The organism is Rhodopseudomonas palustris (assembly GCF_007005445.1).
GTDB classification, from domain to species: domain Bacteria; phylum Pseudomonadota; class Alphaproteobacteria; order Rhizobiales; family Xanthobacteraceae; genus Rhodopseudomonas; species Rhodopseudomonas palustris_G.
The window spans coordinates 3313402-3329730 of the sequence record NZ_CP041387.1; the positions used below are offsets into that span (position 1 = coordinate 3313402).

Annotated in this window: 11 protein-coding genes; 4 read left to right on the plus strand and 7 right to left on the minus strand. The window is 66.5% G+C overall.

All coding sequences use genetic code 11. The features are described 5' to 3' along the window. Positions 1-126: 126 nt before the first annotated feature. From FLL57_RS15170 to FLL57_RS15180, 3 genes are all read right to left on the minus strand, one after another. Positions 127-801: a DUF2147 domain-containing protein gene (locus FLL57_RS15170; protein ID WP_047308628.1), complete on the minus strand. Its 675-nt coding sequence runs from the start codon at positions 799-801 to the stop codon at positions 127-129. An 89-nt stretch (positions 802-890) separates the two neighbouring features. Continuing rightward, on the minus strand, positions 891-2162 hold the full coding sequence (locus FLL57_RS15175; RefSeq protein ID WP_047308627.1) for an O-antigen ligase family protein: 1272 nt from the start codon (positions 2160-2162) through the stop codon (positions 891-893). 7 nt (positions 2163-2169) lie between these two features. Beyond that, positions 2170-3495 carry a glycosyltransferase family 4 protein gene (locus FLL57_RS15180; RefSeq protein WP_047308626.1) on the minus strand — a complete coding sequence of 442 codons (1326 nt, stop codon included), beginning with the start codon at positions 3493-3495 and terminating at the stop codon, positions 2170-2172. Positions 3496-3665: 170 nt separating this feature from the next. Here FLL57_RS15180 and FLL57_RS15185 point away from each other — a divergent pair, with 170 nt between their 5' ends. Beyond that, positions 3666-4706, plus strand: a complete 1041-nt coding sequence (locus FLL57_RS15185; RefSeq protein WP_142883302.1) for a glycosyltransferase family 2 protein — start codon at positions 3666-3668, stop codon at positions 4704-4706. Positions 4707-4734: 28 nt separating this feature from the next. On the opposite strand, the gene FLL57_RS15190 is transcribed toward FLL57_RS15185, so the two are convergent. Further along, positions 4735-6018: a chloride channel protein gene (locus tag FLL57_RS15190; protein ID WP_047308624.1), complete on the minus strand. Its 1284-nt coding sequence runs from the start codon at positions 6016-6018 to the stop codon at positions 4735-4737. A 177-nt stretch (positions 6019-6195) separates the two neighbouring features. After that, positions 6196-7224, minus strand: coding sequence for an NAD(P)/FAD-dependent oxidoreductase (locus FLL57_RS15195; protein ID WP_142883303.1), 1029 nt, complete (start codon positions 7222-7224; stop codon positions 6196-6198). 160 nt (positions 7225-7384) lie between these two features. On the opposite strand from FLL57_RS15195, the gene FLL57_RS15200 reads away from it, so the two are divergent. Continuing rightward, positions 7385-7840: an acyl-CoA thioesterase gene (locus tag FLL57_RS15200; RefSeq protein WP_047308622.1), complete on the plus strand. Its 456-nt coding sequence runs from the start codon at positions 7385-7387 to the stop codon at positions 7838-7840. Between the two features lie 130 nt (positions 7841-7970). Here FLL57_RS15200 and FLL57_RS15205 read toward each other — a convergent pair whose 3' ends face one another. Further along, positions 7971-8291: a 2Fe-2S iron-sulfur cluster-binding protein gene (locus tag FLL57_RS15205; protein ID WP_013501171.1), complete on the minus strand. Its 321-nt coding sequence runs from the start codon at positions 8289-8291 to the stop codon at positions 7971-7973. Between the two features lie 96 nt (positions 8292-8387). Continuing rightward, a complete protein-coding gene (locus FLL57_RS15210) occupies positions 8388-8747 on the minus strand; it encodes an Hpt domain-containing protein (RefSeq protein WP_142883304.1) in 360 nt (119 codons plus the stop codon). A 441-nt stretch (positions 8748-9188) separates the two neighbouring features. Between FLL57_RS15210 and FLL57_RS15215 the strand changes: the two genes are divergently transcribed. Then, entirely contained in the window at positions 9189-15326 is a 6138-nt protein-coding gene (locus FLL57_RS15215; RefSeq protein ID WP_142883305.1) for a negative regulator of septation ring formation, read from the plus strand. Between the two features lie 164 nt (positions 15327-15490). Beyond that, complete coding sequence (locus tag FLL57_RS15220) at positions 15491-16291, plus strand: NYN domain-containing protein (protein ID WP_142883306.1); 801 nt, start codon at positions 15491-15493, stop codon at positions 16289-16291. Positions 16292-16329: the final 38 nt, after the last annotated feature.

Sequence of the window (16329 nt, forward strand, 5' to 3'; positions counted from 1 at the left end):
CGACTCGGGCTCCCGTGGGTCCGAGCAGGACAGCATCCAACAAAAAAGAGCGCCCTCATTCCGAGAGCGCTCTTTTTTTGTTTGTTCGCCGCAATCCTCAGAAACAGACGTCGTTTGGCTTGCGCTTCACTTCGCCGGGGCCGGCGCCATTGCGCCGCCCTTCGGGGCTGGGGCCGGCGGAGCCTTGGCCTTCCCGGCCGTTCCCGGCGCGGCGGCCGGTTTGCCGGCTTGCGCCGCCTGGGTGGCGGCCTGCTCGGGCATGAACTTGGCGACGATCTCCGGATCGAGCTGCGAGATCGCAGCGTCGGGCAGCCTGAACCAGTCCTCGTCCTGGCCGAGCGCCGGCGTCATCAGATAGCCGCGCAGTGTCAGGGTCTGGCCATCGGGGCTGACCGTCAGCATCGCCTTCCACACATCGCCGTTGCGCGGATCGAGGATGTTGCCGTTCTCATAGACACGGCCCTTCCGCTTCATATCGCGGATCAGCGAGATACCGAGAATCGGCTGGTTCTTGCGGTCGTCCTCGCACTCCTCGCAGACCGTCAGGTTGGGCTGTCCGGCCTGCGGAAAGCTCTTGGCGACGACGCCCTCGTACATGTTGTTGCCGCGATCGAGCATCAGCACCCAGACCACCGGCTTGCCGCCGGGCTTGCCGGTGTCGGTGCGTTGCCACAGGCCGGCGGCGGTCGGTTCCGCGGCGACCGACGGGGCGGCCGCGGATAGCAACAGTGCGAAGGCAGCAGCAGCGGCCCGCGCGACTAATCGGATCGGTCGATGTGTAGTCGGTCGATGTGAGATCATAGCAACACCTGAAACATCGCGATGAGACCACAATATGGCGGATCGATCCGGCAATCCAGTGAGCAGAGCGCGGCGGATCGCGATCGATTTTATGACGCGGCGATGTCGAGGGGCGGGTCCGCAGCGCGTCGGGAGGGAACTCGCACCGTCGTCGCCAGCGCAGCGCCGAGGCAGATCGCCACCGGCAACCAGAACAGGATGTAGAGATAGCTGAGATCGCTCGGGAGAATCTCGTAATCGACTGAACTCGCCGCCAGAGCGGCCGCGAGCAGCGCCAGCGCGGTGACTTCTCCCGACCTGCGAAATGCCCGCCACCCGCTCGCCGTCGAAGCCACAACAACCGCTGCCAGCGCCAGAGCCGCGACGACGCCGCCGCGGACCGCTGCACACATGAAGATGTTGTGGCCGTTCATCACTTCGGTGCCGCTCGGCAAGATCACTCGGGTGTCGAAGGCAAGACCGTAGCCGAGCCACGGCTTCAACGTCACCATGTGCAGATAGACTGGCCACAGCTCGAAGCGCAGACTGTCCCTCCGCTGCACCAATTCACCCGCGAGCGGCGTGAGCAGCGCGGCAACCAGCGCGATCGCCAGCAGTGCGGCGACCGCCGCAGCGACCCGCCAATTGGCCGCGAGCAGCACTGCGACGCCGATACCGGCCAGCGCTGCCATCAGCGAACCTCGGCTGCCCGAAAGCAGCACTGCGGCCAGCAGCACCAGTGCAGAAACAAACAGCAACACAAATTGCCAGAAACGCAGCCGGCGCGTCGCCATGATCGCCACCGCACCGACACACGGCATCGCGTAGATCAGGCCGACGACGTTGGAATTGTAGTACAGGCTCAGCCCCTTGGTGCCCTCCAGCCGCATCGAGAGCATCGCGGACAGCGACCAATTGCTGAACGAGCCGATATCGCGGATCGCGGCAAAGGCCGCCACCGGCGCCAACCAGAGAAACAGCAATCTGAGAAAATCCCCATCGCGGCGGCTGGCGAGATAGGTCACGATGGCGACGAACACCAACACTGCCGCAACGTAGCGCAGGTTCTTCCACAACAGCGCGCCCGAAACGCCGTCGCCGAGCAGCGAGGTGACGATGATCACCGCGAGAAACCCTGCCGAGGCGACGAACACGCCGGACTTCACGATCGGCAGGAAGTTGCGCAGCGGCAGCGCCGTGATCAGCAGCGTCGGCAGCACCAGGAACCACAGCACGGTGCGTGCCAGCCAGATGCTGTGCATCACATACATCAGGCACATCGCCAATACGAACAGCCGCTCCGGCGCTCTGACTGCCGACAGCCAGGCACGGCTCCGGTCGAACGCCGAATTCGGCGACGGATGGGCGACGGTAGTTACCATGTAACCTCTATCTGGGGTGAGTAGCAGACCCCGTCGCGGCCAGACCGCGCAACACCTCGGTGAGCCGCGTCGCCGATTGAGCCCAGGTCACCGGGCGATAGCCGGCGCGGATCGCTGCTTCGTAACGGGCAAGTTGCTCGGGCGCCGCGATCAGGTCAAGAACGGCGTCTCGCCAGGCGACGAAATCGAGCGGATCGAGATGGCGCGCCAGGCCGGCACCGGCTTCCGGTAGTGACGATGAGTCCGAGGCAAGGCAGTATTTACCGAAAGCGAGGCTCTCCGAGACCGGCAGCCCCCACCCCTCGTAGAACGATGGGTACAGCGTGAACAGACATTGCTGATACAGCCACGCCAGTTCGTCGTCGCCGGCGCGCGGCAGGTGCAGAATCGAGTTCGCGGTGACCGGATCATTGGCGATCTGCCACAGCAGATCGGTGCTGCCGAATCCCGGCTGGCCGACGATCACCAGCGTCGGCAGATTCGGCGTGTTCTGCTCGGTGAGCCGGCGCCAGAGGTGGTACAACAGGTCGAAATTCTTGCGCGACTGGATCGTCGAAACGCTGATCACGAAGCGTGCGGCCTGGGCGCCGGTGAGAGCCGCAGGGCGCCGCGCCGTCTGAGGCGCCGGAATATCGGCGCCGAGATGCACGATCTCGACATCGCCGCGCATCCCGCCGTGGCGCTGCGCATAGCCGAGGATGTCGCGTTTGGTCGCCTCCGAAATCGACACCACCAGATCGGCTTCCTGAATCAGGAACTGTGCATAGGCATCGAACTTCGCGACGAAATCGCCGCCGGCAAAGAACTGCGGCGCCACCGCCGGGATGAAGTCCTGGCACAGCGCCGCGACCCTGGTGCCGCGCTCGCGGCGCATCCGCGCGACGGCGGCGAAATCCACCCGCGACCAGTTCTCGCCGGCGAGAAACAGCACCTCACCGAGCCCGCCCCCGCCCAGTTTCGGCAGCGGCTCGGTGTGGCTGGTCTTGCGCAGCAACGAGGCGGTCGCGCCTCGCACCGCCGTCTTGACCGCCCGCTCGACCGACTTGCCGATCGGCTTCAGGGTGGCGGCGATCCCGCTGCTCGACCTGGATTTCGGCTTGCTCGCGACCGGCTTGCCGCTCAGATCGGGCGGCGCCGCCACCGCGACGTAATCGCGCCGCAGCGGGTCGAAGCGGCAGAACCTGAGCGTTGCCGCCATTTCGGCCGACAGCGCACGGATGTAACTTTGTTCAACGCGGAGCGTGCCGTTCATCTGGCCTGAGCGCGCCCGCGCGCTGGTCGAGACGTCCATCCACAGCCAGGGCTGATCGTGCCGGTCGGCAGTCTGATCCAAGGTGCTGTCCGTCGTTTGTTGATCCGGCCGCGCCGGAAGCGCTGGCTGGGACGCGGGTCTAGCGGGTCGGAGTCCGCAGCGTCAATGCCGGCCGCTTGCATTGCCTTCTCCGGCGGAGTCTAAGTTCCTCTGCCGCCCGCGAAGGTCGGCCAGAGCGATGAGGGAATGGCGTGCCGCCGGAGCAACCCCAGGTCTCGGTGATCATGCCGGTCCGCGACGGCGAGCGTTGGCTCGGCGAGGCGATCTGCAGCATCCGGAATCAGACGCTGACCGGTCTCGAACTGCTGGTGATCGACGACGGTTCCACTGACGCCACGCCCGCGATTCTGGCCGAAGCGGCGGCCGGCGACCCGCGGATCGTCGTGCTGAAGCAGCAACGTGACGGGCTGGTGGCCGCGCTCAACCGCGGTCTGGCCGCGGCCCGTGCCCCGCTGATCGCCCGGCTCGACGCCGACGATGTCGCGCTGCCCGACCGGCTGGCGCGGCAGGTCGACTACATGGCAGCGCATCCCGACGTCGTGCTGCTCGGCGGCTGGGCGACGGTCATCGACGAGCACGGCCGGCCCAATGGGCGAGACATGCGGCCGAGCCCGAAGAATCTGCAGGCGACGCTACTGAAGAAGAGCCCGTTCATTCATCCGACCGTGACGTTCCGCGCCGAGGCGGCGCGCCGGGTCGGCGGCTATCATGCGGCGTTCGAGGCCGGCGAGGACTACGATTTCTGGCTGCGCCTCGCCGATATCGGCGAGGTGGCGATCCTGCCGGAGCCGCTGATCCGGTATCGCGAGCATGGCGGCAGCGTCACCCGGACAAGACAACTGCGCCAGATCTACTCCGCCCGGCTCGCCAAGCTCGCCGCGGCGGAGCGGCGGGCCGGGCGGCCCGACCCGTCGGCTGCACTCTTCGCCCCGCCCGATTGGCACGACCCGTCCCCCGGTCCGTTCGAGCGCGAGAGCTCGCTGCTGTTCCGAGTGCTGGAACTGGCCGATCCTGCCGTTGCAGCCAAGACCTCCGCCGCGGCGATCGATCTCGACGCCATCACCTCACAACTTGCGGGTCTGACCGCCGGTGAACGCAAATTCGCACGAGCCGCGCTGCTCAACCTGCTGCGCCGGCACCACGATGCGCCCGAGCTTTCGCGCGCGAAGCTGTACTGGTTGCTGCTCAGGCTCGGCCCCTTGAAGGCGGCCAAGTTACTGATCGCGAAGTAATTGGCGAACGCCTTCGGGCGCAATCGGACTACGTCGCGGCCCGACCCGGCTGCACGAAACGCCTGGCCAGCGCGTGATAGATCCCCTCCTCGGCGATCAGCCGCGAGGTCGCGTAGGCGATCAGGGCGGTGGCCATCAGCGGAATCACCATCGCGTGGTTGTCGGTCATCTCGATCACGATGACGAAGGCGGTGATCGGAGCCTGCACCACGCCGGAAAAATAGGCCACCATCCCGAGCAGCATGATCGCCGCGATCGGCGTCGCCGGAAACAATGCCGCGACGTTGCTGCCGAGCCCGGCGCCGACGGCGAGCGAGGGCGAGAAGATGCCGCCGGGCAAGCCGCTGACCGAGGATAGCGTGGTCGCGAGGAACTTCAGCACCCCGAAATCCTCCGGCAGCGCCGTGCCGCTCTCCAGCGCCGACTTCACCTGGGTGTAGCCGGTGCCGTAGATCGTGTCGCCGGACACTAGACCGCAGATCGCGACCGCCAATCCGCAGACCAGGGCCACGATCAGCGGCCAGCGATTGAACACGGCGGATGCGCCGGCTGCGACGACGAGGCGGATGAACAGACCGCCGGCCGCCCCGCCGACGATCCCGCAGGCCGGAATCGCCAGCCAGTCGATGCCACCGTGCAATCCCATCGCGCTGGTGCCGAAATACGTGTAGTTGCCGAGCAGCGCGATCGACGTCAGGCCCGCAGCCACCACCGCCGCAATGATCAGCGTGCTCGACCGCGTTTCGAACGAGCGGCTCATTTCCTCGATGCCGAAGATGATCCCGGCCAGCGGCGTATTGAACGCCGCGGCGACGCCGGCCGAGGCGCCGGCCAGGATCAAGCCGGGCTGGCGGCGCGGCGAGAAGCGGCCGAGCGCGAACATGATCGAGGCCCCGATCTGCACCGTCGGCCCCTCGCGGCCGACCGAGGCGCCGGCCAGCAGACCGAACAGCGTCAGCAGAAATTTGCCGATCGCGATCCGCAGTGACACCAGCCTGGCTCGCGCCGTCTGATCGGTGAGGCGGCGCGCGGCGATCGCCTGCGGAATGCCGCTGCCCTGCGCGTTCTGGAAGAAGCGATTGGTGAGGTACACCGACAGCAGAAAGCCGAGCGGCGTCACCAGCAGCGGCAGGTAGCGCGAGTGGCCGAGCAGGCCAGCGAACAGCAGTTGCGCCCAGTCGGCGAGCTGCGCCAGCGCCGCCGCCGCAGCGCCCACCACGACGCCGCCGAGCAGAAAGATCGCCCGCCGCCGCGACCGCGTCGACGCGATGATCAGGATGCGCTTGTGGCGGTGGGACAGAGCAAACTTCATCGCCGTGATCAGCAGCTCAGGCAGGCTTGAATGAGACGTCTTTCTTGACGCGCATCGCTCGAGCGAGTCCAGCGCGAACCGGCGTCACTTTGACGTGACCTGCGCGGGCACGCCCCAAATACAAAAGAGCGCGCCTGAACGGACGCGCTCTTTCGAAAATCGAACAAGCCGGCGTTCTCAGTTCACGCCGAGCTTCTTCTGCAGATTGGTCGACGAGGTCGTGTACTGGAACACGACACGCTTGTCCGGGTAGACGTACTTGACGGCCTTCTGCGCCATCAGCGCACCCTCGTGGAAGCCCGACAGGATCAGCTTCAGCTTGCCCGGATAGGTGTTGATGTCGCCGATCGCGAAGATGCCGGGGACGTTGGTTTCGAACGTGCCGGTGTCGACCGGGATCAGGTTGTTCTCGAGCTCGAGGCCCCAGTTCGCCACCGGGCCGAGCTTCATGGTGAGACCGAAGAACGGCAGCATCGCGTCGCACGTGATCTGCGACACCGAGTTGTCGTTGAGCTTCACGGTCGCGCCCGAGAGCTGGCCGTTGTCGCCCTGCAGCTCGGTGATCTGGCCGATCTTGAGATCTAGCTTGCCGCTGGCGACGAGCTGGCGCATCTGCTCGACCGAATGCGGCGCGCCGCGGAATTCGTCGCGGCGGTGCACCAGCGTCATGCTCTTGGCGATCGGGTTGAGGTTCAGCGTCCAGTCGAGCGCGCTATCGCCGCCGCCGACGATCAGGATGTCCTTGCCGCGGAAGTCTTCCATCTTGCGCACTGCGTAGTGCACCGACTTGCCCTCGTAGGCTTCGACACCGGGCACCGGCGGACGCTTCGGCAGGAACGAGCCGCCGCCGGCCGCCACCACCAGCACGGTGCATTCGAACACGGTGCCGGCGTTGGTGGTGACGCGGAACCCGGGGTCGCCGATCTTCTCGACGTTCTCCACCATCTCGCTGAGATGGAAGGTCGGGTTGAACGGCTTGATCTGCTCCATCAGCGCTTCGGTGAGTCCGTGGCCGGTGATCATCGGTATGCCGGGAATGTCGTAGATCGGCTTCTCCGGATACAGCTCGGCGCACTGACCGCCGACCTTGTCGAGGATGTCGACGAGGTGAGTCTTGACGTCCAGCAGGCCCAGCTCGAACACGGCGAATAGTCCGCACGGACCCGCGCCAACAATCAGCACGTCGGTTTTGATCGTTTCGGTCATCTTGGTTTCTTTGTCGGTTGAAGATGTTCGGACGCGGGCGGTCCGGTCGCGGCCTGTCTAACCAAGCCCGGCGGGGGAGAAAAGCCATAAAAGACTATTGGTATCTTGTTCTAGCGCAAGATTTGCGTTCAATGGTTCTAAAAAGCCCGGAGAATGGCCCTTGACCGCACGATCTCGTGACCACGCGCTGCCGCAGCTCGCCGACTTCCCGTTCCGCCTCGCGGACAACGTCCGCTTCGCCGACCTCGATCCGAACAACCACGTCAACAACGCGGTTTACGCCAGTTATTTCGAGACCGGCCGGGTCACGCTGATGAAGGATCCGAACCACGGACTGATCCCGCCCGGACTATCCTGGGTGCTGGTCCGGCTCGACATTCACTTCCGCAGCGAACTGCACTGGCCGGGCAAGATCGAGCTCGGGCTCGGCCTGGTCAAACTGGGGCGCACCTCGACGCATTTCGATCAGGTGGTGTTCTCAGAAGGCGTCTGCGTCGCCTCGGCGCGCGCCGTCACCGTGCTGGTCGACGAGACCAGCCGCAAGCCGGCGCCGCTGACCGAACAGATCATCGCCAATCTGGCGCCGTGGTGGCGCCGCGGCATCGAACACGACTGATACTCGAGCGGTCCTACCTCGAATCGGATCGGGACCGCGCTTCGGCGTGCTCACAACGAAGACGCCGATCAATAAGAGAGCCGCCGCGCAGCAGTCCGCGCGACGGCTCTCTTATAGCAGATAGCTGAATTCAGGCCTGGCGTTCGGGCGTGGTGACGATCAGCCCGTCGAGCTCGTTCGAAACCTTGATCTGGCACGACAGCCGAGAATTCGGGCGGACATCGTAGCCGAAATCGAGCATGTCCTCTTCCATCGGGGACGGGCCGCCGACCTTCTCGCGCCAGGCTTCGTCGACATAGACGTGGCAGGTCGCGCAGGCGCAGGCGCCGCCGCATTCTGCCTCGACGCCGGGAATGGCGTTGCGGATCGCCGCTTCCATCACCGTCGCGCCTTCCTCGACTTCGACAGTGCGGGTTTCACCGGTGTGATCAACGAAGTGAATCTTGGCCATGATTGCTCGTCGGACGCTTTGCTCGTTTTATGAATTATGGACTGACGCGCCAGTCCTATAGCGTCTCGGCCGGCGTTCCGCCAGCCGTCGCGCCTTTCAAAAGCCGGGGCGGGACGGCTTGACGCGGTCGTCGATCGCGGCGCGGGCGTGGTCGACCGCAGCTTCCAGCACGGCGAGCGGTTCCGCGGCGTCCTCGCCGCGGCGCAGTGCATCTTCGACACCGGCGGCGGCGTCCGCCACTGCGAACGCGCCGATCGAGCGGGCCGAGCCTTTCAACGTGTGGGCGAGTGCCGCGGCATCGGCCGGCCACGACGCCAGCAGCGCCATCAGGCTGGCGGCCTGGGCGGTGAACAGCAACAGCACTTCACGCTCGAGCGCGGCGTCGCCGAGCGTCATCTTTTGGAGATGCGCGTCGTCGATCGGCTCGAAATCCGGAACCAGCGGCGGCGATGGCATCCATTCGATCCGTTCGACCTGTAGTGGCACGTCTCACCTCGGGACAGAATTGCGGTTTTCCACATCTGGGCAATCCAGGCCGGGAAGCGAACCACGAGTCTGGTTAACGCATTCTTGCCGGTGCAGGTGCACCGTTTTGGGACAACGTCGCGAATTTGCCGCTCTGATGTCGCTAAAATGCCACCGTTACCGTTCGGCCAGGTAGGATTTTTCCGTTCTCCGAAGGGCTTAGCCCCCGATGCCGTTAACGATGATTAAGAAAGTCTTAATCCGAACCATTTCATTCGCGGCATCCAGCCAATAGGATGTTTCAGGAAGTGGCGGACAAAAGCGCGGTGGGAATGGGGTTCAACTTCGCCGTGCTGGGGGAGCACCGAGGGGCCTGTCTGCGGTCTCCACTGAACCGACGTCCCCGGATGCGTAACAAGGGCGTAAATCAAGATGGCGAACAATCCCAAGAAGATCAAAGATCCGACCGAAGTCGCGCTGTCGGCGATTCAGGAAGCCCTGAATATCCCCGATGCGCCGCCGGCCGGTGACGATCAGGGCGACCGGCCCAAGGAAAGTGTGCCAGTTTCGGACACCGAGCCCAGCTTCTCCGATCTGCCCGAGCTGGCCGCCGAGCCTCGGATCGCGCCGCCGGCGCCGAGCTTCGAGCCGGCCGCCGAACGCAATTTCGCCAGCCGCCCCGCCAACGACGACCGCGAAACCATCGGCCAATTGCTGCAGTCGCTGCAAAAGGGCCGCACCACCCGCAACGTCTACACGATCGCGTCGATTTTCGCCGGCGTCTGGGTGTTCGGCGGCATCGTGCTGACCATCAGCTTCCTGCCGTCGCTGCAGGCCGTGATCGGCCAGGGCAGCGGCGGCGTGCTGGCGCTGGCCGGCCTGCTCGCGCTGTTTTTCGCCCCGGTGATGCTGTTCTATTTCCTCGCCAGCCTCGCCTGGCGCGGCCAGGAACTGCGGATGATCGCCCAGTCGATGGCGCAGGTCGCGATCCGGTTTTCCGAACCCGAAATCGCCGCCAGCGACTCGGTGGTGACCGTCGGTCAGGCGATCCGCCGCGAGGTCGCCGCGATGGGCGACGGCGTCGAGCGCGCGATCGCGCGTGCCAGCGAACTCGAAGCCCTGGTCGCCAACGAAGTGTCGGCGCTGGAGCGCGCCTATTCGGACAACGAAGTGCGCATTCGCGCGCTGCTGCAGGACATCGCGCATCAGCGCGACAATCTGGTCGGCCAGGCCGAGCAGGTCCGCAGCGCGATTTCCGGCGTGCAGATCGACCTGCGCCACGACATCGCGCTGATTTCGGACGCGATCGCCAGCCGCGTCGACGAAGTCGCCAAGAGCATCACCAGCGCGCTGGAAGAGCGCGGCGCCCACATCACCAGCGCGCTCGGCCACGCCGGTGACAACATGATTCTGGCGCTCGGCGAGCGCGGCGGCGAACTGCTCGACCGCCTCGAGGAGGCCAGTGCCGAGACCACCCGCGCGGTGCTCGACGCCAGCGAGCGGCTGACCACCAGCCTCAACTTCAAGACCGGCCACGTCCACGCCGAGTTCGTCGAACTCGCCGATCGCGTCCACGACATGATGAACGAGCGGCTCGACCGCATCACCACCGACTTCGAGCAGCGTTCGTCAACCATCATCGACGGCATCTCGGAGCGCACCGAGCAGGTGCAGGATTCTCTGAAGAACTCCGGCGACTCGCTGCTGCTCGAACTCGAGCTGCGCAGCACCGATCTGGTCAGCAAGATCGACGACGCCGGCCATCGCCTCGCCGACCAGATCCTGACCAGCGGCGACAAGGCGAGCGAAGCGCTCGACGTCACCGTCAACACCCTGGTCTCCAAGGTGGTCAGCCAGACCGAAGCCACCCACGACACGCTCAGCATCCAGATCAGCGCGTTCGACGATCTGGTGAAGCAGCAGGGCACCGAGCTCGCCGAGAAGTTCGCGCGCGACAGCGGCACGCTCGGCGCGCTGATCACCCGTCACATCTCCGAATTCGACCGCACCGTGAAGACGTTCGGCGGCGAGATCGTCGAGCGGATGGGCCAGCGCACCCAGGACATTAACGACACCCTGAAGACCTACGTCGACAATTTCGACCAGCGCGTCGCAACCGGCTCCGGCGAGATCACCGCGCGGCTGGACGATCGCCTGCACCAGTTCGAAACCCTGTTCGACACCCGCGTCGGCAGCCTCGACGGCGCGATCGACAACCGCCTCAAGGCGCTCGACGACACCGTCGGCAATCACCTCAACTCGCTCGAACGCATCCTCGACACCCGCACCGAAGCGGTCTCCGGCAACATCGACGGCCGGATCGAGAAGCTCGCCTCGACGCTGTCGACCGGCGCCGCCAATGCGGTGGAGGCGATCGACTCGCGGATCGTGCAGCTCAGCACCACGTTGTCGACCGGTACGTCGAGCGCCGCCGAGATCATCGACGGCCGGATCGCGACGCTGACCACCACGCTGTCGACCGGCGCGGCGAACGCAGCCGAACTGATCGACGACCGCATCACCACGCTCACCACGACGCTGTCGACCGGCGCGGTGCAGGCGATCGAGGCGATCGACTCGCGGCTGACCCACCTCACCCACTCGCTCACCGACGGCACCGCCCAGGCGATCGACGCGATCGATCACCGCATCGGCGCGGTCACCGAGACCATCGACAGCCGCACCGCCAATCTCAGCGCCACCGTCAGCGCGCGCTTCCAGGAGATCCACGACGGCCTCGAAAACCGCGTCACCGCGGTGATCAACGACGTCGACCTCCGGGTGTCGCAGTTCGAGGACCTGCTCGGCTCGCGGATCGAAGCCGTCGCCGGCCGGTTCGAGAGCAGCGGACGCGAGGCCAGCGAGCTGTTGATGGCCCGCGCCGAAGAGCTGTCGCTCGGCATCAAGACCAACGTCGCCGACGCCGAACGCACGCTCACCAGCCTGGTGGTCAGCACCGGCGACACCATCCGCAGCAGCACCCAGTCGGCCCGCGAATCCATGCTGTCGGTGTCGACCGACGTCGGCGCCCAGTTGCAGGTCACTTCGGCGGAGATCGAGCGTGCCCTCACCTCGGTCGGTACCACCGCCGCCGCGACCGTGGTGTCGAGCGCGACCGAGGCCCAGGCCAAGCTGACCATGGTGTCGACCGAAGCAGCGATGCAGTTCCGCTCGCTGTCCGACGATATCGAACGCACCCTGTCGGCGGCCGGCACCGCGACCGCCGCGACCGTGCTGGCCGGCGCCCGCGAGGCCCAGACCACGCTGGTCGCGACCTCGACCGATGTCACCAACCAGGTGAAGTCGCTGACGTCCGACATCGAGCGCACCCTGAGCGAGGTCGGCGGCAACGCCGCGGCGTCGCTGCTCGGCAGTGCCCGCGAGGCGCAGAGCACGCTTACCACCACGTCGACCGACGTCGTTGCCCAGGTGAAGTCGCTCGCCTCTGAGATCGAGCGCAGCCTGACGGAGGCCGGCGGCTCCACCGCGGCATCGGTGCTGGTCAGCGCCCGCGAGGCGCAATCCGCCCTCACCACCACCTCCACCGAAGTCGCCAATCAGGTGAAGTCGCTGGCCATCGACATCGAACGCACCCTCACCGGTGCCGGCGACACCACCTCGGCCTCGGTGCTGGCGAGCGCCCGCGAAGCCCACGCCACCCTGGTGTCGGCATCGTCCGAGGTCACCGGCCAGATCCGTTCGCTGTCGACCGACATCGAACGCACACTTTACGCAGCCGGCAACGCCACCGCCGAAGCCGTGCTCAGCGGCGCGCGCGCCGCGCAGTCGACCCTGGTCTCGGCTTCGGAAGAGACCTCCGACAAGGTCAAGGCGCTGAGTGCGGAGGTTCAGCGCACGCTGCTCGAAGCCGGCACCACGACCGCCGATGCGATCGTCGCCGGTGCCCGCGAGGCACAGTCCACGCTGGTCGCCGCGTCGTCGGAAACCACCAGCCAGGTGACGACGCTGACCGCAGACGTCGAACGCCGGCTATCCGCCTCCGGCGCCAGCACGATCGAGACCATCTTGGCCGGTGCGCGTGAAGCGCAGAACACCCTGGTGGCGACCTCGACCGAGGCCGCCAACCAGGTCAAGTCGCTGGCCAGCGACGTCGAGCGCACGCTCACGGCTGCCGGCAGCGCGACCGCCGGTGCCCTGCTCGCCAGTGCGCGCGAAGTCCAGACCACCTTGGTTTCGACCGCGACCGAATCCGCCGACCAGGTCCGCTCGATCGCCGCCGATGTCGAGCGCACCCTCGTCGCCACCGGCCGCAGCACCGCGGACTCCATCCTGGCCGGCGCCCGCGAGGCCCAGACCACGCTGGCGGCCGCATCGGGCGAAGCCGCCAACCACGTCAAGTCGCTGGCGGTCGACGTCGAGCGCACGCTGACCGGCGTCGGCGCCGCGACTGCATCCACCATCCTCGACAGCGCCCGCCAGGTGCAGGCCGCGCTGACCTCGAGCACGGTCGACGCCGCCGGCCAGATCAAGGCGATCTCCGCCGAGATCGAGCAGACGCTGTCGAACGTCACCAGCAACACCACCGACCACATCCAGGCCAGTGCGTCCGCAGCCCAGGCCACGCTGGTGGCGATGTCCAACGAGGTCAGCGCCAAGATCAAGTCGACCTCGGCCGACGTCGAACGGTCTGTGTTCGCCGCCAGCGGCAGCTTCGGATCGACGATTTCGGCCAAGAGCGAGGAGATCGTCGGCTACGTGCAGCAGCAGGCCGAACGGCTGTCGCAGATCATCGACGGCAAGCGCGGCGTGCTGGTCGAAGCCATCACCGGCAAGACCAGCCAGCTCACCGTCGAGATCGACCGCGTCACCGCCGATGCGCTGAACGCCATCGAGGTCCGCGGCAAGACCTTCTCGAACTCGATCCTGACCAATGGCACCGAAGTTGCCCGCTCGATCACCGGCGCGGGCGATCTGGCCACCAACGCGATCAACAAATCGCTCAAGGATCTCGACCTCGCGTCGCGGTCGGCGATCGAACAGTCGCGCCAGGTCTCGGTCACCGCCGTCACCGAAATGCAGGAGACCAGCAAGATCCTGCGCACCGACACGGTGGCGCTGTTCGAGCGGCTGCGTGAAGGCAACATCCTGTTGCAGGAAGTGCTGACCGGCGCCCACGAGAACCTCAACTCGCTGGAGCGCGCGCTGGTCACCCGGGTCGCCGACTTCGTCACCACCATGAACGAGGTCAACGCCCGCAGCGGTGCCGCGACTCAGACGCTGGAAGACCAGCTCACCGGCTTCCACGCTAAGACCGCCAAGGCGCTGGAAGATCTCGGCGCGCTGTCGGCGCAGTTCGAGGCTCACGGCCACGCTTTGGCCGAGGCGGCCGACCTGCTCGAGCACAGCAACCGTGCGGCGTCGAGCTCGGTGAGCGATCGCAGGGAGGCGCTGGAATCGCTGGTGACCACCCTCGATCTGCGCACCACCGATCTCGACCAGCGGCTCGGCCGGTTCACCAGCCTGCTGGATGAATCGCTCGCCGCCGCCGAGGAGCGCGCCCGCGACATCGCGCGGATCGTCGCCGAAACCGCCGGCGCCGGCTCGGCCAGCATCTCGCAGCAGTTCGAAGCGGTGCGCAGCGCCGCCGAGCACGAGCGCCGCCTCACCGTCGAGGCGATGCATCAGGTGTATCAGCAGGGCACGCAGGAAGCCGACGCGCTGTTCAAGCAATCGGCCGATCGCTTCACCTCGATCGTCCAGGGCATCAAGCAGATGGCCGCCGAGATGCACCACGAGCTCGAATCCACCCGCGAGGAGCTGCGCCGCGGCGTGCTGGAAATCCCGCAGGAGGCAGCCGAGAGCACCGCGCAGATGCGCAAGGTGATCGTCGACCAGATCGAAGCGCTGGCCGAACTCAACCGCATCGTCGCCCGCCATGGCCGCGGCATGGATGTGGTGACGCCGACCCGCGCCGCCGCCGCCCCCCGCGAGGCGGAGCCGGTGCTGGCCGCCGCCGGCAGCGGACGAGCCGAAACGGTCGCCGCCCGCCCGGCTTCACGAGGCCGCGACTCCAGCGCCGCGACGCTGCCGCCGCCGGACCTCGGCCTGCCGGCCGGGCCGCGCCGCACCGAAGCGCCGCCGGTCGCGCCCGGCAACGCCGACCAGGGCCGTGACGGCTGGCTGTCGGAGCTGCTGAACCGCGCCGACACCAGCGCCGAGCGCGAACCGCCGCGCAGCCGCGCCGCCCAGCAATCCCAGGCTGCGATGAGCGGCAATCCGCTGGAATCGCTGTCGCTCGACATCGGCCGGCTGATGGACCGCAACCTCGCGCTGGAAATGTGGGAGCGCTATCAGCGCGGTGAGGCGAAGTCCTTCACCAAGCGGCTGTACACCCCGGCCGGCCAGAAGGCGTTCGACGAGGTCGCCCGCAAGTATCGCAGCGACCGCAGCTTCAAGCAGACCGTCGACCGCTACATCGCCGAGTTCGAGCGCCTGCTCGACGAGGTCGCCCGCGACGACAACGCCCCGCAGGCGCTGCGCGGCCACCTCGCCTCCGAGACCGGTCTGGTCTACACGCTGCTGGCTCACGCGGCGGGGCGGCTGGGATAAGACAGCGCCTGCCCGCGGCTCGGGCAGCGGGGTCAGCTATCAACGAGCAGAGCGGGGGCCGGTGGTCCCCGCTTTTCGTTTGGCGTTGTGGAAGCGGTGTAGCACCGCTATCTCACGTCGAGACGCTCCCCAGTTTCTGGCCCGCATCAAGTCTGGGACACACCATGCCTTCCGAACCCCGCTCACCTCGCCTCGCCGTTCTGATCGATGCCGACAACGCATCCGCCAAGATCGCCGACGGGCTGTTCGAAGAGATCGCGAAGATCGGTGAAGCCAGCGTTCGCCGGATCTACGGCGACTTCTCCACCCAGCGCTCGAAGGGCTGGGCCGATATTCTGGCGAAACACGCCATCATTCCGCAGCAACAGTTCGCCTACACGACGGGGAAGAACGCATCCGACATCACGCTGGTGATCGATGCGATGGACCTGCTTCACAGCGGCCGTTTCGATGGCTTCTGCCTGGTTTCGTCCGACAGCGACTTCACCCGTCTCGCCTCCCGGATTCGCGAGCAAGGCGTCGACGTGTTCGGCTTCGGCGAACAGAAAACCCCGGAGAGTTTCCGGCAGGCGTGCCGGCGCTTCGTCTACACCGAGAACTTGATCGCCGGAGCGGCCGACAGCAAGGGCACGGCGTCGGCTGCGAAACCGCTTCAGCCGCCGAGCGCAGCCACACCGATCATCGAACGGGTGATCAAGCAGATGGAAAGCGAAGACGGCTGGGTGTCGCTCGGTGAAGTCGGCAAGCGCCTGTCCAATCTGGCGTCCGACTTCGATCCGAGAACCTTCGGCTTCCGCAAGCTGAGCGACCTGGTGCGAAAGACCAACGCGTTCGAGCTGGAGCAGCAGAACGGCCACTCGATGCGGATTCGCCTGAAACCGATCGACGCACCGGCCGCCAAGACGACGTCCCGGCGGAGGCGCTCCGCAAGACCGAACCCGCCTACGGGCGGCGCCAAGTCCTGACCGGCCGGCGGCGCATGGTTCGAGACGGCGCTACGCGC